Here is an 18,944-nt window from a genome sequence, read left to right as displayed (position 1 = left end):
TCCCTCAGCGCACGCAACGTACGCAACCGATCAGCACCTCTAGAAGGTCGAACCGATTTCGCCAAGGCGCTTCACGCGATCCGCAATCGGCGGGTGCGTGCTGAACATGCGATCCATGATGCCCGGCTTCGTCGGATCTGAAATCCACATGTGGGCCATCGTCGAATTCTGCTTCACCATCGGCCGACTGTAGTCGCCCAATTTCTGCAATGCGCTCGCCAGAGCATCCGGATGACGCGTCGTGAGCGCACCCGTCGCATCGGCCAAGTATTCACGTTGACGGGAAATGGACGCCTGCACGGCGGCCGCCACAAGCGGCGAAATCACGAGCGCCGCAAGACCAACAATGATCATGATCGGGTTGCTGTTCTGGTTATTGCCGCGACCACCAAAGAGGGTGAAACGCAGTGCAATGTCCGAGATGAAACCGACCGCAACCACAAGGCCAAACACGATCATCGAAACGCGGATGTCGTAGTTGCGCACGTGACCGAGCTCGTGCGCCATGACGCCCTCAAGCTCAGCATCCGTCATCAGGTCAAGCAAACCGGTTGTCGCAGCCACAATCGCGTGCTCGGGGTCGCGCCCGGTAGCAAACGCGTTGGGTGCTGGATCGTTGACAATGTAGACCTTCGGCATCGGCGTGCCGGTAGTGATCGCAAGGTTTTCGACAATGCGGTAGAGGCGAGGGTTGTCGGCCTTCTGAATCTGCACCGCACCGCTCATTGCCACGGCTTGGCTGCTGGCAGCAAAGTACTGAATCAGCGTGAACGCACCGGCACCAATGATCGTGCCGATTGTGATCGTCATCGGGTCGCCCCCCATCAGGAAGCTCAGCGCGTAGCCGAGAAACCCAATGAGGACGACGAACAAGATGATGATCAGAACGGTGTTGCGCTTGTTTTTCGCTATGGCGCGATACATCTAGAACATCCTGGTCACGCGGTTAGAAAGACGAAGAATTAGAACTGCACGCGCGGCGGCTCAGCGATGGATGCGGCATCCGCAACCTCGAAGAACTCACGCTCGTGGAAACCAAGATTGCGCGCGAACAACGTGTTCGGGAAGATCTTGATCTTGGTGTTGAGCTCGCGCACACCACCGTTATAGAACCGACGGCTGGCCTGGATCTTGTCTTCAGTGTCAACAAGTTCACCCTGGAGCTGAAGGTAGTTCTGGCTGGCCTGCAGCTGCGGGTAGGCCTCAGCGACGGCGAAGATGCTCTTGAGGGCAGACTGCATGTGGTTCTCGGCAGCAGCCGCATCGACGGGACCCTGAGCGTTCAACGACTCGGCGCGGGCCTTAGTAACAGCCTCGAAGACGCCCTTCTCGTGCGCGGCATAACCCTTAACCGTCTCGATGAGGTTCGGCAGCAGGTCCGCACGACGCTTGAGCTGCACCGTGATGTCGCTCCACGCCTCGTCAACGCGCACGTTGAGCGTGACCAGCGAGTTATACGTCGACCACAGGTAGATGCCAACGATGACTGCGAGCAGGACGATTACGCCGATTACGATCAGGAATTCCATGCTTCAACTATAGAACGCGCTCCTGTGCCTCCACCGAGAAACTGGGCCACTGGCGACCCCCAATAAAGGGCCGACAAGCCGCTCTACTCCGGCTATTTATGCGCTTTTGTCCCGGTGACCGCCGAGGTCACGAACTTGCCGATCACCGGCGCTGTGAGCAGGGCGAGGCCTGCGCGGCGCTTCCAGAGCTGGAACGTGGTGTGCGGCAGAAAACCGTTCGCCGCCCGACGGCCAGCGGCCTGCTTATCGGCGACCACCGGCATCCACTCTTCTTCGTATTCGGCGAAGGCTGCACTGAGCTCGAGAGTGCTCGACACCTTCTCGGCCAAGAGCAATCCACCAGCGATCGCCAACGACGCCCCCTGCCCAGCAAGCAGCGAAACCGCTTGGCACGCATCGCCGGCGAAGACGACGCGGCCACGACTCCACACGGGCAGTTCGATTTGGGCAACCTGGTCGTAGTAAATCTTGTCCGGCTCCGGGCACTTCTCGAGCGCCTCAGCAACGTCATCGCCCATGCCCGCGTAGGCAGAACGAATGGCCTCGCGCGTATCGGCAGGAAGCACCGTGTCATTCACTCGGTGGGCAGCGAACAGCGCAACCTTGCCATCGCGCAAGCCGTAGAGGCCAACCATGCGATCTAGCTCATCGGTCGACACGAGTGCGTCGCCGAGCTTGGCGTGAAGCCGGGGAGAGTCGAAAGTGTAGGCGCACGTGTGCATGCCCAGCTGGCGATCGAACGCCGCCGAGTCACCAAAAAGATCATGGCGAACAGCCGAATGGATGCCATCCGCTGCCACCACAATATCTCCCGAAATACGCGACCCATCGGCGAGCACGGCGGTGACGTAATCGGTGCGGTCTTCGACCGACACCACGGCGCTGCCGAGCCGCAGCTCTACACTCTCGGGGAGAACGTCAAAAAGGGTCTGTTCGAGGTCTTGGCGCATCAGGCTCATCAATTTGCCGCCCTCGTTGGCCGCCACAAGCTCATAATCGATAGCTTGGCTGCGACCGTTGGGGCGCACAAAGCGGGCCTCGCTGATCGGGTACCGCAGTTCGCGCAAACGATCCAGAATGCCCATCTTCTCGGCGGCGTCATAGCCGGGCCCAAAGAAGTCGATCATGTAGCCCTGCGTGCGGCGCTCGGGAGCAGCCTCCAGAAGCACAACCTCCCACCCGCGTTCAGCCAGCTGACCGGCGACCGTGAGTCCAGCGATTCCTGCTCCACACACAATGGCTTTGATAATCGCGCCCTTTCTCGTACTACTCGACTCGTGCATTAAAACTCGAGCCGCTATCGCCCCAACACTTGGCGCAGATAGTCGTTCGCAAACACGCGACCAGGATCAAGCCGGTCGCGAATGCTCAAGAACTCATTGAAACCCGGATACGCCGCCGCGAGTGATTCGGCTTGCCGGTTATGCAATTTTCCCCAGTGAGGTCGCCCGTCGTGAGCCATCATGATCGCCTCCACCTCCCGAAAATACTCGGCCGGGTCTTCGCGCCAATACCGGTGCACCGCGACATAGCCGGTTGCCCGCCCCGACGCGGTCGACAGCAGCAATGAGTCCGCCGCCGCCGAACGCACCTCGATCGGGAAGGAGACTTGCCACCGGCGATCAGTGATCAGCTTCTGGATGGCGCGAACGGCATCCGGCACCGCCTCGATGGGCAGGGCATATTCCATTTCGCGAAAACGAACTGTGCGATCGGTGACGAAGACGCTGCTCGAGACGTCGGTGAACTCGCGATTGCCCGAGAGCTTCACGGCGAGACGGTTGATCGACGGGATGATCGCTGGCGCGGCTGTGCCCGCGGCGCAGATTGCGCGAAAGACCCCATTGGCCATGAACTCGTCATCGAACCAGCGCGAAAGCCGGGTGAGCGGATGCCGCGGCGCATCACCCGGTAAGCGCGTGTTGCTCTTGGTGAGCGCTGTGGTGGTGTGCGGCCAGACGTAGAACTCAAAGTGGTCAGTTTCGGCGCTGCGCTGCAGCCACTCATGTAGGACGGTGGCAGCGGGTTCTGGGCGCTCCACTGCGTGCAGCAAAAAGGTCGGCACGCACTCGATCGTGACATCGACGAGGATGCCGAGGGCGCCAAGGCCGAGGGCCGCGGCCGGGAGCAGTTCTGGGTTTTCGGTCGCGTTGATGCGCAGCACTTCGCCCGCCGCGGTCACGAGCGTGACGCCGCGCACCTGGGTGGCGATGCCGCCGAAGCGCGCTCCGGTGCCGTGGGTGCCGGTGGAGATCGCCCCGGCAATCGTCTGGCGATCGATGTCTCCCATGTTGGCGAGAGCGAGCCCGAGCGGTTCGAGCAGGGCCGGGAGCTCGTAGAGGTGTGTGCCGGCACCGAGCGTGACGTGCGTGCCGTCGACCGCGATGATGCCAGCGAGCACACCGACGTCGAGGTGCACCCCATCGGTTGCCGCAATCGACGTGAAGCTGTGGCCGGCACCCCAGGCCTTGACGGTCAGCCCGTTCTCGCGGGCGAAATTCACTGCCGCAGCGACCTCATCGATGCTCTCCGGGCGAGCCGCGAACTCAGGACGCGAACGCTCAGAACGGCCCCAATTGCGCCACACGGAACCGGGACTCAGGGATGCCGGGGTCGGGCTCGGCGCGCGGCGCTCGGCCGGCGGCATCCACTCGGGAGTCGTCACAGGAAGGCTTTGCCTTCGCCGCGGTAGGTCGGAACGATATCGACGATGCGGCCATCAGCGACGACGGCGAACTCGTTGAGGTGCTCAGATAGCTCGCCCGCTTTCGTGTGGCGGAACCAGACGCGGTCTCCGATCTGGAGGTGCTCCGCTGCGGGGCCCGTGAGCGGTGACTGTACTTCGCCGGCACCCTCACGCGGCACATACTTGAGACCTTCGGGCCAGGTGGGCTGGGGCATCCGGTCGACGCCCGCTTCACCCGAGGCGATCCAGCCACCGCCGTGCACCGTCGCGATATCGAGCGAGTACCTGCGGTCAACCGCGAGCGCAAATGCTGCGGCCGGCGCCGGAGTGAAGTGGCTGTAGTGGTCGAAAAGGTGTGGGCCAAAGAGTCCGCTGCCGGCTGCGATCTCGGTGACCGCCGTGTCTTCGGCTGTCGACTCAAGCGAGCCTGTGCCGCCACCGTTCACGAATTCGAGTTCGGCAATCTCGCTGATCGAGGCGACGATCTCGCCCCGACGTTCGCGCAATTCCTTGGCGGATGCCGACTGCATGACGTCGAGGAGGCGACCGAACGCGGCCTTGTTCGGCGGGCGGTTGCCCACCCCCGCGATCTGCGCTTCGTACGCCATGATCCCGACGAGAGTGAACCCCGCTCGATCGACAACCGCGCTGGCCAGGGTGCGCGCCTGCGCCGCCGAGCGAACAGGCGAGCGATGCGCTCCCACGTGACCGAGCAGCGGCGACTGGAACGACGCATCCACATCGACGCAGACGCGGATGGTCTCGCGGTGCTGCGGCGAGAGCACCGAGTCAACGAAATCGAGGTGTTCGACCGAGTCGATCATGAGCGTGACGCGTTCGGCGAGCGCCGGACTCGTGCCGAGGGCCGCAATCGCCGCACGATCCACCGAGGGGTAGCCGACGACGACATCGTCGATGGTCTCGGCCAGCCAGAGCGCCTCGGTGAGCGTATAGGCGAGAACGCCCCGAAACTCGTCGAGCTCGAGCACGGCATCCATCACCTCGCGAACCCGGATCGACTTGCTCGCTACCCGAATCGGCACCCCGGATGCCCGGCGAACCATATCGGCCGCATTGTGCGACAGCGCCTCGAGCGACAGCACCCCATACGGAGCGTCGAGAGAGTGTGTGGCATCCGCGAGGCTCTGCCAATAGCTCTCGGGGCTGTTCCAGAGAGGTGCGGGGGTGCTGAGCAGCTTCACGGGTTCCTTCGGGCAGGGCGTGGGCGGTCCTGCGCTGATGCAACCTGCTGCGGCACCAGCGCCTTAGTTGCTCAACTTTCCCAGAACCATGCGCGCAGCACAATTGCCACGAACCACTGCGGCGAGCATCCGGTGCGAAGTTACGCCCCCAATTGGCCCACGGCATGGGCGATCACGAGGGCGAGCATGATGAATGCGCCCAACGACTGCACCAGCAACAACAGCTTCACTCGCGGCGAGAGCGGCATCGCGGAACCGGGGCTGAACGCCATCGAACCGATCGCCGATTCGTAGAGGTAGTCGGTGAAGGAGGGTGTCCAACCGATGGCGGCGGATGATCGACCTTTGACTTCGTCGATCGCATCATGGTCTTCGTCCTGAGCGAACCGAAAGTCGGCAAGCGGAAGCTCAGAACGATCACTCGTGTGGCGCGTAACCGGACCGCCGCGATCGAGCTCCCAGTAGACCAGCGCGAAGGCAATCATGTTGGTGAGCCAGACCTGTGTGGCAGCCAAGAGCATCGAGGGGCCATCTTTCGCTCCGGTCGTGATGAGCACAATCACGACAAAGACAAGGGCGGCCACATTGGCGATGGCCAACAGCAACGCAAGCCCCACCGAGAGGGTGCGCGACCATGAGGTCTGTTTCACCAGCCGCACCGGGTTGAGGGCGATCACGGGAATCAGCATCACCAGGCCGAGCGCCACGACCACAATGCGCACGGGGACCGGCATGATCACGGTTGGTAAGAATGCATAACTGGCCAACACCACCAGCACACCGGCAGCGGCCGGCCACCGATGCTCACCGCGCGCATGGCGTTTGATGAGTTTGTCTTGCTGGGCATCGACGTCAGTTTCGTCGCGAGACTTCTTGGGCACAGCTCATTATTACTCCACCCTTGACGAATTGGCTGAGGTGATTTTAGGTAAGAGCATGACTTTCGCAAACGTAGGAACCATCGGAGTGCAAGCCGGCCGCCGCGACGAAGTTGTGGCCATCCTCACGCGCCGCAGCACCGACCTCGATAGTGCCGGATGCCTCAGCTACGAGGTGGGCGTGAGCGACGAGCATCCCGACACCGTATTCGTCTCGGAGCTGTGGGAGTCGGCCGAAGCCCACCAGCTTTCACTGCAGCTCGCCAGTGTTCAGGCCGCGATCAAGGAAGCGCTGCCGCTGCTCAGCGGCGAGATGGGCGGTCACCGTTTCAACGTGGCTGGGTCCCCGCTGCGTTCCTAAGCGATACGGCGTTCCGGGAACACCCAGCGCACGAGCCCGAAGCCGATCGCCGCACCGATGAGTTGAGCCGCGATGAAGCCGGGGGCCGAGCCAGGGGCGATTCCTGCGAACGTGTCGCTGAACATCCGGCCGATCGTGATCGCTGGATTGGCAAAGCTCGTGGAGCTCGTGAAGAAATAGGCACCGCCGATATAGACACCAACGGCGATAGGCGCCAGATTAGCGCGGCCCGTGCGCACGAGGGCGAAGATCACCATGATGAGTCCGGCAGTTGCCACGACCTCGCTGAGAAAGTGGCTCGGCGTGAGACGCACCGTCGTGCTGATCGTCACGGCAGCCTGCCCGAACATGAGATTCGCGAGGATCGCGCCGACGATGCATCCAACAATTTGGGTGGGAATGTAGAGAGCGGTGTCGCGCCACGAGCGCAGCCCGCTGAGCGAATCGACGATCGAGACGACGGGGTTGAAGTGAGCCCCGCTGACGGTCATGAACACGAGAATGAGCACGCCAAGCCCGAAGGCGGTCGCGAGAGCGTTCTCGAGAAGCTGCAGGCCGACGTCGCCCGGCGAAAGTTGTTGGGCGGCGATTCCGGAGCCAATAACGACGGCGGCGAGGCCAGCGCTTCCGAGAAATTCGGCGGTGAGGCGTCGGGCCACGGCAAAGGAATGGGTCGCAGTCATCCCGCGATCATACCCACACATTGACAACGATCTATGAACCGAATGTCGTCGCTTAGACTTCTACCCATGTCAGCGACCGAGTCACCCGCCTCCGCTCGCGAGAGTGAGCGCGCTATCGCCGAGCGCATCGCCCACAGCATGCGGGCCATCGCGGATCCCACCCGGGTGCAAATCTTGCGCTTGCTCATGGATGCCCCCGACGGCCGCCGCGGAGTCACCGATCTTGCCGCGCGCCTCGGCCTCACCCAGCCCACCGTGAGCCATCACGTGCGCATCATGGCCACCGACGGCATTCTGCGAAGCGTTCAAGAAGGGCGCCAAGTTTGGTATTCGCTCGTACAATCGCGCCTCGCCGACGTCTTCGACTTTGTGCAGCGCTCCCCCGCTGACGCCTCCGCCGTTGCCGTCGACCCTGCGATTCTGGCGCGCATCACCGACGACCTCGCCCTGCGCTTCGCAGGGGTCTTCTCTCGCGAAACCGTCGCCGAGTACGTGTCGAGCAGCTATGAACTGCTGCGCCAGGGCGCGCCGCGCGATCGCCATTTGTCGTCGCACACCTCACGCTTCGCCGCCGATCGCCTGGGATCGCTTGCGCTTGCTGACTCCGACGAGGTGACGGATGCCGCGGCATCCGGTGCGCCAACCGACGTGCTGTTTGTGTGCGTGCAGAATGCGGGTCGCTCGCAAATGGCATCCGCCATTTTGAGGTCACTTGCTGGCGATCGTGTGCGCGTGCTCACCGCCGGATCGCAACCCACCGAAACCATCAACCCGAAAATCGTGGCAGCGCTCGATGAGATCGGTGTCTCGATCGCGGGCGAATACCCCAAGCCGCTCACCGACGAGGTTGTGCGGGCCGCGGACGTTGTCATCACGATGGGCTGCGGCGATGCCTGCCCCATTTACCCCGGCCGTCGCTACCTCGACTGGGAACTGCCCGACCCCGCAGAGCTCGGCATGGATGGCGTGCGAGCCGTACGTGACGACATCGATGCGCGCGTGAGGGAGTTGCTTCAGTCGCTCCCTTCGGTGAACGCTGGGTGAACTAATTCACCAGCACCCCGCCAGAATTCGTTGAAGATATAGACATTCATCTATTCTTTGTGCATGACTACTGAGACCACCACCGCCAAGCCCGTTGTTCTTTTCGTGTGCATCCACAACGCTGGCCGCTCGCAAATGGCTGCCGGCTACATGAAAGAACTTTCCGGCGGCGCCGTCGAAGTTCGCTCGGGCGGCTCAGAGCCCGGCAACGAGATCAACCCCATCGCGATTCAGGCGATGGCCGAAGAGGGCATCGACATCTCGAAGGCAGTCCCCCAGCTCATGACCACCGACCAGGTGCAGGCCTCGGATGTAGTCATCACGATGGGCTGCGGCGACGTCTGCCCGATCTTCCCCGGCAAGCGCTACGAAGACTGGGAGCTCGTCGACCCTCGCGGCAAGGGCCTCGACGAGGTTCGCCCGATCCGCGACGACATCAAGGCGCGCATCCAGAAGCTGCTCGCGGAGATCCTCCCCGCCTAGACAACTGCTTAAACCATTGAAGGCGGCCGCTCTGCGACCGCCTTCAACTCGTTAATCATGCAGTGCCCCGACAGGGACTCGAACCCTGACTGTGATGATTTTAAGTCATCTGCCTCTGCCAATTGGGCTATCGGGGCACGCCCCACGCTTTCGCGTGGAGCATGCAGTCACGCTACTTGGGGCGTGAAGCGAATTCTTCGAATGCGCGGCGCGGTTCTACGCGAGCTTCGATCGAAACCGTGTCGCGACCCCAGAAGAAGTTCGTGATCCAGTTACTGAAGACGCGAGCCTTGCGCTCGAACATCGGCATCGCCATGCCGTGGTAACCACGGTGCATGAACCAGGCCGGGAAGCCCTTGATCGCGATCTTGCCGGACTGGAAGACACCGTGGTAAAGGCCGAGACCGGCAACAGCACCCTGGTTCTTGTGGAAGTAATCCTTGGTCTCTTCACCGCGAAGCGAGGCCACAATGTTCTTGGCCATGAGCTTGGCTTGGCGAACAGCGTGCTGAGCGTTTGGAACGCAGAAGCCGCCAACGCCACCACCAGTGAGGTCAGGAACGGCACACACATCGCCGGCGCCCCAAGCATCCGCGACAACACCGTCATCGTTGATGACACGAAGGTCTGCCTGCACGCGGACGCGTCCACGCTCTTCGATAGGAAGGTCGGTGGCGCGAACAACAGGGTTCGCCATAACGCCAGCAGTCCACACGATGGTGTCTGATTCGAAGCTTTCGCCGGTCGACAACTCAACCACGCCATCCACAGCCGACTTCAGCTGGGTGTCGAGGTGGATCTGTGCGCCACGGTCAGCGAGGTTCTTGATAACCCACTTGCTGGTCTCAAGCGAAACCTCGGGCATGATGCGGCCCATTGCTTCGATGAGGTGGAAGTGAGTGTCTTCGAAGTTGAGGCTCGGATAGAGCGGCAGTAGTGATGAAGCCAGGCTGCGCATTTCGCCGAAGGCTTCGATGCCGGCAAAGCCGCCACCGACAACAACGAACGTCAGCAGGCGGTCGCGCTCGGGACCAGCAGGCAGGTTCGCAGCCTTGTCGAAGTTGGTGAGGAGACGGTCGCGAACAGCAACAGCCTCTTCGATCGTCTTCATACCGATCGCTTCGTCAGCAACGCCCGGGATCGGGAAGGTGCGCGATACGGCACCAGCGGTGACGACGACGAGGTCGTAGTCAATCTCCCACGAGTCGCCCACCTCGGGCTGAATCGTTGCGGTCTTAGCCGCGTGGTTGATTCCGGTGACCTTCGCCGTGATGACCTTGGTGGTCTTCAGGTGGCGACGGTGCGGAACAACCGCGTGGCGAGGCTCGATAGAGCCTGCCGCGACCTCTGGCAAGAAAGGCTGATACGTCATGTAGGGAAGCGGGTCAACCATGGTGACCTCAGCTTCGCCGTGACGCAGCCACTTTTCGAGCTTACGAGCAGTGTAAAAACCGGCGTAACCGCCGCCGACAATCAAGATTTTTGGCACGAGTTAGAGTCTCCTAAAAGGGAAGTTCGCCACCAAACTTACTCTGTCTCGCGCAGACTCCTAAACCGGCGCCAAGCTATGACGCCGGAACCAGCCAAAATCATCAAGAAAATCGCGTAAATAGCAAGTGGTACGCCCACATTCCGAAGCATGCTCACTGTAGGGAGCACTGTTCCGAGCGGACTGACGGGGCCCGCTACCTCCGGAAGCACCTCAGGAATCGGCGTGGGCGTCGCGCTGTACGTCGGCACCGGAATCGGGGTCGACTCCGCGCGACGATAGATTGTGATCCACTCCGCAAGACTCCCCATGGGGTTTGCCTCGACGAGCGGGACATTTGCCGTCACCGCAGCCTCGGCGTCAACGAGACCGAATCCGTAAACCGCGTCAGCACCAGAAGCACCGGTGTCAACTGCCGTTGAGACGATGCGGTTTATCACGTTGTTCGCGTCCAGCTCAGGATGCGCGGCACGCACGAGCGCGACAATTCCCGCCACAATCGGGGTTGCCCCACTGGTGCCATTCCACAGCACGTGCGAACCGCCCGGGGCTACGCCGACGAGATCTTCACTCGGAGCGGCGACACCGATCGTGATGCCCTGAGTCGAGGCATTGAAACTTGCGACACCATTGACGTCGACACCCGCAACGGTCAGCACACCCGGCATTGTCGCGGGCGCCCCCACCGATGTCGTGCCGCTGCCGCGGTTACCCGCAGCCGCCACAACAACAACGTCGTTTTCCATCGCGTAAAGAAATGCGCTGTCCCAGCTGACTGGCCAATCCAAAGTCTCGCGGGTCAGCGAGAGATTGATGACATCGGCCCCCTGATCAACCGCGTAGCGAACCGCGAGAGCAATTTGGTCATCCGAACTGATCGCACCACCGGTGAAACCAATGGAGATCGCCAAAATGTTGGCCTCGGGAGCTGCTCCAATGACGCCATCTTCTGCGTCGGTGCCGCGACCTGCGGCTAGGGACGCGACAAGGGTGCCGTGGGCCGGGTTGTCATCGCCGACTGGCGTCTGCCCGTCTGTCGAGCCTTGACCTGAGAAATCTGTTCCGCCCGTGACCGCCCCGACAAGTTCTTCGACCGAGCCGTCAACACCGGTGTCGATCACGGCAATCGTGACGCCCGCACCCTTGGTGGTCTCCCACGCAGCCTCGATGCCGTATTCCTCAAGCCAATATTCTTGCTCTCGCACCGCATCCGCCTGAGCAGGGGTCGCCACCAACAGCGAAGCGAGGCTCGCCATCAAAATCGCGCCAGCTGCCCAGCGTTTCACTGCTGTGTCTCCGGTGTCACGCTCACTGGGGCAGCATTGGCTGCTGAAACAGAATCGTTCGCCGAAGCGCCGTCGCCAGTCGCTTCTGAGTAATCGGGGCACTGGCACACGGCCGGGCTCCACGAGGCGCGCTCGAGAGCGATGTCGCCGATCGGGTTCACCCCGGGGCCTGCCGCAAGGGAGTGTCCGACAAGAGCGTGCAGGCACTTCACACGCGTAGGCATGCCACCGGCAGAGACGCCGGCAAGCTCGGGAACGATCTCGAAGGTGTCGCGATCAGCAATATAAGCGTCGTGCGCAGCCTGATACTGCGCAGCAATATCACCCTCGAGCATCGCCGCGAGCTCGGGCATGTGGCCCTCAGCTTCAAGCGTCGACACGGATGCCGTAGCCGCCGGGTGGCATAGGTAATAGATAGTGGGAAACGGCGTTCCATCGCTCAGGCGAGGTTTGGTCGACACCACGGTCGGAGCACCACACACGCAGCGCGCCGCAATGCCGATCACATCGCGAGCGGGACGACCGAGTTGCAGCGTCACAATGCGCACATCTTCATCGCTGACGACGTCAAACGGTGGGGTGGTCATTGCGTAGGTCCTTCAATCACGGGGGAGGTCAACTGGTCTGGCGCGTCTTCAGTGAGACCAGCAGTGTAAATGGACGACACGAGAGTTTGCACCCAATCAATCTGGGTGGTTTGGATGGTGGCACTCACCGGCACGCCATCGCTCGTGGTGACACCAGTCGCGTCACCGGTGACCAAATAGCTCACCTCGCCCGGGTAGACGTAATACAGCCGGTCGCGAGCCTGAGACTCGATATACGCGCGGTCATCCCAACGCGCAACATTGTCGGTGAGGCTATCGACGGACTCTTGAGCTTCTTCAAGATCTGACTGCAGTTGCGCGATCGTTTGCTGCTGCTCGATCAATATGCGCAAGTTAGGCGCAAGAACGATGACGGCGAGTATGAGCAAACCAAGCATCAGCACGGTGAAGCCCGAGAAGCGGATCGTGCGCAACCAATGTTCGGGCGCGCTCTCCTCGGGCAGCGACACCGCTACCTTTTTTGCTCGTACTCGCCTAGCCATGCGTTCGATGCTAGACGACGCTGATGGGCGCTAGCCGTTGAACCGCGGGAAGGCGGTACGACCAGCGTAAACAGCGGCGTCGCCGAGCTCTTCTTCGATGCGCAGCAGCTGGTTGTACTTAGCTACGCGCTCGGAGCGAGCCGGTGCACCGGTCTTGATCTGGCCCGTGTTGAGCGCAACCGCGAGGTCAGCGATCGTGGTGTCTTCGGTCTCACCTGAACGGTGCGAGATGACGGCGGTGTAACCGGCGCGCTGAGCCATTGCCACAGCGTCAAGAGTCTCGGTGAGCGAACCAATTTGGTTGACCTTGACGAGAATCGAGTTAGCCGTTGCCAGGGTGATTCCCTTAGCCAGACGCTCCGGGTTGGTGACGAACAGGTCGTCTCCGACGATCTGGGTCTTCGACCCGATTTCGGCGGTGAGCTGAGCCCAGCCCTCCCAGTCGTCTTCGTCGAGCGGGTCTTCGATCGACACGAGGGGGTATGCGGCAACGAGCTCGGCGTAGTACGCGCTCATCTCGCCAGCCGACTTCGAAGTGCCCTCGAACGTGTAAACGCCGTCCTTGTAGAACTCAGTGGCGGCAACGTCAAGACCAACAGCGATGTCGGTGCCGGGCGTGAAGCCAGCCTTCTCGATCGCTTCCATGAGGAGGTCGAGCGCTGCACGGTTGCTGGAGAGGTCGGGGGCAAAGCCACCCTCGTCGCCGAGGCCAGTGCTGAGGCCCTTGCTCTTGAGCAGTCCCTTGAGCACGTGGTAGGTCTCAACGCCCCAACGGAGGCCTTCGCTGAAGGTCTCCGCGCCGTGCGGGAGGATCATGAACTCTTGGATGTCGACGTTGCTGTCGGCGTGCGATCCACCGTTGATGACGTTCATCATCGGCACGGGGAGCACGTGAGCGTTCGGTCCGCCGAGGTAGCGGAAGAGGGGCAGGTCTGCCGAGTCAGCCGCAGCCTTAGCCACAGCAAGCGACACACCGAGGATGGAGTTCGCACCGAGGTTCTTCTTGTTCTCGGAACCATCAACGGCGATGAGCTCAGCGTCGACGAGACGCTGGTCGGAGGCGTCGAGGCCTTCGATTGCGGGGCCGAGATCGTCGATGACCGCGTCAACGGCCTTTCGAACGCCCTTGCCGAGGTAACGGTCCTCGTCGCCATCGCGAAGCTCGTAAGCCTCGAATGCTCCGGTGGATGCTCCCGAAGGAACTGCGGCGCGAGAAACTACGCCGTCGTCGAGCAAGACCTCAACTTCAACCGTGGGGTTGCCACGGGAATCAAGAATTTCGCGGGCGCTGACTGCTTCGATCAAAGCCACAGTGTGTCTCCTTAAAGAAAGTTTGTTTGGACTGACAGTGGTGGATGTCCGTGTGAAAGCCTACTCCGAGCTAACGGCCGGTGCTGACTCGTTACGGCTAACAGTCAGTGACGGGGTTGGTGCACGAAACTGGCCGGTGGTCAGCAGCACGATCACCAGAACGAGCGGTACGAGCCATCCGGTCCAACCAAGAATGCTTGCCTGCAGCGGGTCAAAAGATTCGCCAGCCATGATGAAAATGATCGAGAAACCAGCCGCAGCGTTGAACGAACCGTGAGCTAGGGCGGCCGGCCAGACCGATGCCGAACGGATGCGCAGCCACGCGAACACGCCGCCGACGACGATCGTCATGCCGACCATGGCGGTGAGCCCGAGCCATCCGGGAGCACCAGGGTAGTTGTAGCCGAGAAGGATGAGCGGCGCATGCCACAGCCCCCAGACCACCCCCGAGATAAGGATCGCCGGCACGATACCGAGAGGCAGCAGTTTGGGCAGCAGCCAGCCGCGCCAGCCGAGTTCTTCTCCCAGAGCCGGAATCGTGTTGATGACCGCGCCGATGGCCACGTTCAGAAACTGGGCAGCAATAAGGAGCCCAATCGGGATGGGAAGCGGATCTTGCCCGAGCGCATCCATCTGGCTGTCGAGGATCTGCTGAAAACCCGAAAAATTGACGAAGTCAGCGGGATACACACCGACGAGCGCACCAACACCAAGCGCCGCCACGATCAGCGCCGGCGGAATCACCAGAGCAAGCGCCAGATAGCGCAGGAACCGACCGACGGGGCGCACCGAACCGAGCCCAAGAGCCTGACGTCGCGAGCGAGCATCCGGATGCTTCTCGACAAAGAAGACAACCACGAGCGCCGCGATTGCCGGCGTGAACATCATGGCGAGCGCAAAGACGATGAAGAACGGATTCTCGAGACCGCCCGAGAACCAGAGAGGAAGGGCAAAGAGCCACGCGAGCCCAAAACTTACGCCCACAAAAACAAGAATGGGTGTTGTTCTGACGTTCACGACTTCTCCCTCGAAGGCTATGTTCCGCTAGCCACCCAGCGGCTTGAACTCAAGGCTATCAAAACTCACGTTTTCGGCGCGGACCGTGGCGAAACTGGTGAAACCGGCAGCCTTCAACTGGTCGAGAAGCTGCGGCAACTTCTTCGGTCGAGCTTCGAGTCGCACGCGCTTGCCGTCACGAATCAACGCGGCTTGCAACCGCACGAGCGTCGCCGCATCGACATCGGCATCGTAGATCAACGCAAGCTGGTCGTCATTGTCTGCGTCGCCGAGTTCGACTAGATCAACAAGACGTTCGAAGCCGAGCGAGAATCCCACCGCGGGTACATCGCTGCCCAAGAAGCGACCGATCATTCCGTCGTAGCGGCCACCGCCACCGAGCGAATACCCGAGCGACGGATGCGCGACCTCGAAAATTGCGCCCGTGTAGTAGCCCATCCCGCGCACCAACCACGGGTCAAACTCAATGAGAGAGCCGGAGTCACCGCGGCCCGTTTCAACTGCCTGGCCGATCGCCGCGAGTTCGAGAATGACCTCCTCGGTGACGCCTTCCGGCAGAGCGGCACGGATGGCATCCGCGCTGAACTCAGCAGCAGTTTCGGGGGCCGCACGCGTCAGGAACTCGGCGAGCGCCGCCACTGGACCATCGGGGAAGGCACGTTCGCGCAATTCAGCGATAACGCCGTCGGCACCGAGTTTGTCGAGCTTGTCGACCGTGATGAGCACCGCTTCGTGCTCCTTGGCCGGGAACCCGAGAATGCTGAGAGAACTCATGAGCAAGCGACGATCGTTCACGCGAATGGTGCAGCCTTCAATGCCGAGAGCATCGAGCGTGGCAGCCGTGGCGGTGATCAGTTCAATCTCGGCGCTGGGCCCGGCCTCGCCCATGATGTCAATGTCGCACTGCACGAATTGGCGGTAACGCCCCTTCTGCGGGCGCTCGGCACGCCAGACGGGCGCCATCTGAATCGCGCGGAAGACCTTCGGCAGCTCAGCACGGTGGGTCGCATAGAAACGAGCGAGCGGCACCGTGAGGTCGAATCGCATGCCCAGGTCGGCAAGCTCTAGGGCATCGGATGCCGCCTGCAGCTTCTCACTCGTAAGCCCCCGCTTCATGACCGCAAACGCAAGCTTCTCGTTGTCGCCGCCCAAACCGGCATGCAAGCGTGAACTGTCTTCCATCACCGGAGTCTCGATCTCGTCGAAACCATGTGCACGGTAGCTTGCACGGATAACGCTGAGCACACGTTCGCGCTGAGCCTTTTCTGCGGGAAGGAAATCCCGCATGCCGCGGGGAGGGTTAACAGTGGACGCCATGATTCCTATTCTCTCGCACGCACGAGGCGTGTGCTGTTACTGAACTACTTCAGTGATGAGTTGTTCGACCCGCGAGCGATGGTGCGCAATAGCGGCTTCAAAGACGGCGGTAGACGCCTCGAGATTCTGGTTGAGCACGAGGTCAAACTGCACGCCGTGGAACATATTCACCAGTAGTCGTGCTTCTACTGCGGCGTCGTCGCGATCGACCCCTAAGCCCACCAACGCTGCGGTGCCCATCGCGATCCACCGCGCAAAGTAGTCACGCGTGATGGAGAGTTCGTCGCGTTCAACGGCTTCGAGCAGGCCAGCCTCAAGTTCGAGGCGTTGGCGGTGCAAGTTTTCCGGCAGCTGCGTCCACCGCCACGACTGGGAGAGACTCGAAAAGTAGTCCTCAAGAGTATCAAATGGAAGCATCGCAGTTTCTTCGGGGCTTGCTCCGCGCGCGTTCATCCGCACAATTTCACGGACGAGTTCTGCGCGCGTTCCGAAATGGTAAACGAGCGTGAAGGTGCTGACATCGAGCGCTTTCGCGAGCGAACGAAATGTGAGACTAGACAGCGGTTTATCAGCAAGATGGGCAATAATTTGCTGAAGAAGAGCTGGCTTGCGTGTCGGGTCAGGTCTACGGGCCATAAAATAAACATAACGGTTGTTTGCTTATGGGATCGACAATGGTTATGATTTCTCCTTGTGCCGGAAACCTGTTAACGGCACCACAACTACTTGAATCCCCCTCACCTGGGGCTTCTCCAACGCTGGATCGGTAGGCCGGGTAATCCCACCGATCCTTCAGCGCGCGATGCCATTCGGTAGACGATCGACGTGCGATCACATGTCTCGTTTGCTGGCGTTGCGCCGGTGCCCTCCTTATTCGGGTTAAGGGGGGCACCACCCATTTCAGCCTTGGCTCGCTGGATCGTCGGCGGCGGCCGCCGCGCCAGTACTCACAGGGGCATCGCCCGCAGCTTCATCGCCCGCTGCGTCAGCCTGCACGAGCGAGACTTCGTAATCCTTAATCTCTTGAGTCAGCTGGCGCAATGCCGTGCGCAGCGCCCGCTCCGAGTCCAAACCGTTGGCTTTCGCGGATGCCACAATTGCGAGAAGTAGCGGGCCAAGTTCGTCTTCTTCCGTGACATTGATCGCGCCCGGCGTAGTGGCATCCAATAGTCCGACCTTGTGGGCTCGCCCCAGCAGCTTGTCGGCGAGCGCCAGTGCCGGCATTTTTTGTGGGATTCCGTCGGTGACGCTGGTGCGTTCTGGCTTCTCGGTTTTCTTCAGCTCATCCCACGCCGCCACCACGTCATCCGCGGTCTCCGCTGTCGCATCGGCGAATACGTGAGGGTGACGGCTGACCATTTTGGCGTTCATGTTGGCGGCGACGTCTTCGAGAGTGAAACGTCCGGCTTCTGCGGCGATGTCAGCATGGAAGATCACTTGGTAGAGAACATCCCCAAGCTCTTCGAGCATGTCCGCGGTGCCACCGCCTTCGATTGCATCAACCAGTTCGTAGGTCTCCTCTACGAGGTGCTTCACGAGCGACTCATGAGTTTGATCGCGATCCCAGGCGCACCCTCCCGGCGCACGCAACCGTTCAAGGGTTGCGATGAGATTGTCGAGTTCCGGATGAGGCGCAGCAGGCTCAGTCATGCCCCCATTCTCCCACTTCTCAAATTAAGCTAAAATCACGTTTCTCGTTGCGGTATGTCCTCCGTCTCGACCGACGAACTCTCGACCACTATGTGTCGTGTGGACCCGAAGAACACGCCTCCTAAGCGCGCCACCGGTGTGCCTCCGGAAGGTCGACTCGCAAAGCGTGCGAGTGGCCGACTGATCCGATTGTTTCGCCCACTTCTCAAGGTGAGCTGGCTTGCCTACCGGGCCGAGATCGCGGGCTCACTTTTCCCTAGCGACGCGCCAGAGGGAGCAGTAGATGGCCCAAACGCCTACCGCATGCTGTTTATCGGCGATACTGCGGCTTCCGGATTGGGTGTGCTCAATCACGGGCTCGCCGTCGTCTCACAGACTGCACGCTTCGTCGCCCGCGAGCACAGTGCCGGATGCTCATGGACGACAATGACCAACACGGAACTCACGATGGCTCGTGCAGCGCGACAGCTTGCCGAGACACCAGTCGAGGTGGATGCAGTAATCGTCGTTCTAGGTATACCCGACGTGCTCCAAGGGACATCCGCCACCACCTGGCGCAACGAACTCGTTGCCCTCACGACGGCTGCACGCCGCAACATCCGCCCCGACTGCCTCATCGTGGTGGGCGCCGTTCCACCAATGCACCACTTTCGTCCACTACCTCGGACGGTAAAGCGCATACTTTGCCTGCAGATTTCTCGACTGAACGACGCATCATTGAGCGTCGTCGAGTCAATCCCGGGCATGGTCTATTCACCTTTTCCGCGCGTGGCCCCCGGTTCACCTTTCATCCGCGAAAGTCGGAACTGGAAAAGCGCCCATTCACTCTGGGGCAAGACTCTCGGCGCAAGCACTGCTCTCGCGCTCAGGGCGCAACGACACCCCGAGAGCTCTGGACCGAGCGACCACAACTAGGTA

The 18,944-nt window shown here is 61.4% G+C and carries 20 protein-coding genes and 1 tRNA gene; 4 read left to right on the top strand and 17 right to left on the bottom strand.

Translation table 11 applies throughout. The features are described from left to right. Nucleotides 1–39: 39 nt before the first annotated feature. The 6 genes from I6E56_RS12555 to I6E56_RS12530 all read right to left on the bottom strand — a co-directional run bounded on the left by I6E56_RS12555 (nt 40) and on the right by I6E56_RS12530 (nt 6,298). Nucleotides 40–924: a M48 family metalloprotease gene (locus I6E56_RS12555; protein ID WP_197138839.1), complete on the bottom strand. Its 885-nt coding sequence runs from the start codon at nt 922–924 to the stop codon at nt 40–42. Nucleotides 925–962: 38 nt separating this feature from the next. Then, entirely contained in the window at nt 963–1,529 is a 567-nt protein-coding gene (locus I6E56_RS12550; RefSeq protein ID WP_197107474.1) for a LemA family protein, read from the bottom strand. 92 nt (nt 1,530–1,621) lie between these two features. Further along, the gene (locus tag I6E56_RS12545) at nt 1,622–2,812 is read right to left on the bottom strand and encodes an FAD-dependent oxidoreductase (protein WP_231606619.1); all 1,191 of its coding nucleotides are present in this window, start codon (nt 2,810–2,812) and stop codon (nt 1,622–1,624) included. A 14-nt stretch (nt 2,813–2,826) separates the two neighbouring features. Further along, nucleotides 2,827–4,194: a D-arabinono-1,4-lactone oxidase gene (locus I6E56_RS12540; RefSeq protein ID WP_307842853.1), complete on the bottom strand. Its 1,368-nt coding sequence runs from the start codon at nt 4,192–4,194 to the stop codon at nt 2,827–2,829. Further along, the gene (locus I6E56_RS12535) at nt 4,191–5,417 is read right to left on the bottom strand and encodes an amino acid deaminase/aldolase (protein WP_197138838.1); all 1,227 of its coding nucleotides are present in this window, start codon (nt 5,415–5,417) and stop codon (nt 4,191–4,193) included. Before I6E56_RS12535 ends, I6E56_RS12540 begins: the two co-directional genes overlap by 4 nt. A 140-nt stretch (nt 5,418–5,557) precedes the next feature. Further along, a complete protein-coding gene (locus tag I6E56_RS12530) occupies nt 5,558–6,298 on the bottom strand; it encodes a hypothetical protein (RefSeq protein WP_231606618.1) in 741 nt (246 codons plus the stop codon). A gap of 55 nt (nt 6,299–6,353) precedes the next feature. Here I6E56_RS12530 and I6E56_RS12525 point away from each other — a divergent pair, with 55 nt between their 5' ends. Then, entirely contained in the window at nt 6,354–6,656 is a 303-nt protein-coding gene (locus I6E56_RS12525; RefSeq protein ID WP_197138837.1) for a putative quinol monooxygenase, read from the top strand. Here I6E56_RS12525 and I6E56_RS12520 read toward each other — a convergent pair. After that, nucleotides 6,653–7,339, bottom strand: coding sequence for an MIP/aquaporin family protein (locus tag I6E56_RS12520; protein ID WP_231606617.1), 687 nt, complete (start codon nt 7,337–7,339; stop codon nt 6,653–6,655). The genes I6E56_RS12525 and I6E56_RS12520 overlap by 4 nt on opposite strands. Nucleotides 7,340–7,405: 66 nt before the next feature. Here I6E56_RS12520 and I6E56_RS12515 point away from each other — a divergent pair, with 66 nt between their 5' ends. After that, on the top strand, nt 7,406–8,383 hold the full coding sequence (locus I6E56_RS12515) for a metalloregulator ArsR/SmtB family transcription factor (RefSeq protein WP_197138835.1): 978 nt from the start codon (nt 7,406–7,408) through the stop codon (nt 8,381–8,383). A gap of 63 nt (nt 8,384–8,446) precedes the next feature. Further along, entirely contained in the window at nt 8,447–8,866 is a 420-nt protein-coding gene (locus I6E56_RS12510) for an arsenate reductase ArsC (protein WP_197138834.1), read from the top strand. 63 nt (nt 8,867–8,929) lie between these two features. Here I6E56_RS12510 and I6E56_RS12505 read toward each other — a convergent pair. The 10 genes from I6E56_RS12505 to I6E56_RS12460 all read right to left on the bottom strand — a co-directional run bounded on the left by I6E56_RS12505 (nt 8,930) and on the right by I6E56_RS12460 (nt 18,026). Further along, nucleotides 8,930–9,003, bottom strand: a tRNA-Leu gene (locus I6E56_RS12505). 35 nt (nt 9,004–9,038) lie between these two features. Further along, complete coding sequence (locus I6E56_RS12500) at nt 9,039–10,355, bottom strand: NAD(P)/FAD-dependent oxidoreductase (RefSeq protein ID WP_197138833.1); 1,317 nt, start codon at nt 10,353–10,355, stop codon at nt 9,039–9,041. A gap of 38 nt (nt 10,356–10,393) precedes the next feature. Continuing rightward, on the bottom strand, nt 10,394–11,641 hold the full coding sequence (locus I6E56_RS12495; RefSeq protein ID WP_307842852.1) for a S8 family serine peptidase: 1,248 nt from the start codon (nt 11,639–11,641) through the stop codon (nt 10,394–10,396). Then, a complete protein-coding gene (locus I6E56_RS12490; RefSeq protein WP_231606616.1) occupies nt 11,638–12,228 on the bottom strand; it encodes a DUF501 domain-containing protein in 591 nt (196 codons plus the stop codon). The genes I6E56_RS12495 and I6E56_RS12490 overlap by 4 nt, the downstream gene beginning before the upstream one ends. Further along, the gene (locus I6E56_RS12485; RefSeq protein WP_231606615.1) at nt 12,225–12,731 is read right to left on the bottom strand and encodes a septum formation initiator family protein; all 507 of its coding nucleotides are present in this window, start codon (nt 12,729–12,731) and stop codon (nt 12,225–12,227) included. Before I6E56_RS12485 ends, I6E56_RS12490 begins: the two co-directional genes overlap by 4 nt. Before the next feature lie 30 nt (nt 12,732–12,761). Next, the gene (eno, locus tag I6E56_RS12480) at nt 12,762–14,042 is read right to left on the bottom strand and encodes a phosphopyruvate hydratase (protein WP_197138832.1); all 1,281 of its coding nucleotides are present in this window, start codon (nt 14,040–14,042) and stop codon (nt 12,762–12,764) included. A gap of 60 nt (nt 14,043–14,102) precedes the next feature. After that, complete coding sequence (locus I6E56_RS15355) at nt 14,103–15,059, bottom strand: CPBP family intramembrane glutamic endopeptidase (RefSeq protein WP_307842851.1); 957 nt, start codon at nt 15,057–15,059, stop codon at nt 14,103–14,105. 27 nt (nt 15,060–15,086) lie between these two features. Beyond that, nucleotides 15,087–16,376, bottom strand: a complete 1,290-nt coding sequence (gene hisS, locus I6E56_RS12470; RefSeq protein ID WP_197138831.1) for a histidine--tRNA ligase — start codon at nt 16,374–16,376, stop codon at nt 15,087–15,089. Nucleotides 16,377–16,412: 36 nt separating this feature from the next. After that, nucleotides 16,413–17,012, bottom strand: coding sequence for a TetR/AcrR family transcriptional regulator (locus I6E56_RS12465; RefSeq protein ID WP_197138830.1), 600 nt, complete (start codon nt 17,010–17,012; stop codon nt 16,413–16,415). A 264-nt stretch (nt 17,013–17,276) separates the two neighbouring features. Continuing rightward, nucleotides 17,277–18,026, bottom strand: coding sequence for a YabN family protein (locus I6E56_RS12460; RefSeq protein WP_197138829.1), 750 nt, complete (start codon nt 18,024–18,026; stop codon nt 17,277–17,279). Between the two features lie 54 nt (nt 18,027–18,080). On the opposite strand from I6E56_RS12460, the gene I6E56_RS12455 reads away from it, so the two are divergent. After that, the gene (locus I6E56_RS12455) at nt 18,081–18,941 is read left to right on the top strand and encodes an SGNH/GDSL hydrolase family protein (RefSeq protein WP_231606614.1); all 861 of its coding nucleotides are present in this window, start codon (nt 18,081–18,083) and stop codon (nt 18,939–18,941) included. The last annotated feature ends 3 nt before the right edge of the window (nt 18,942–18,944 follow it).

The sequence above is a fragment of the Salinibacterium sp. NK8237 genome (assembly GCF_015864955.1).
Classification (GTDB): Bacteria; Actinomycetota; Actinomycetes; order Actinomycetales; family Microbacteriaceae; genus Rhodoglobus.
The sequence above is the reverse complement of the archived record's forward strand: the minus strand, read 5'-3'. Positions and strand labels throughout refer to the sequence as shown.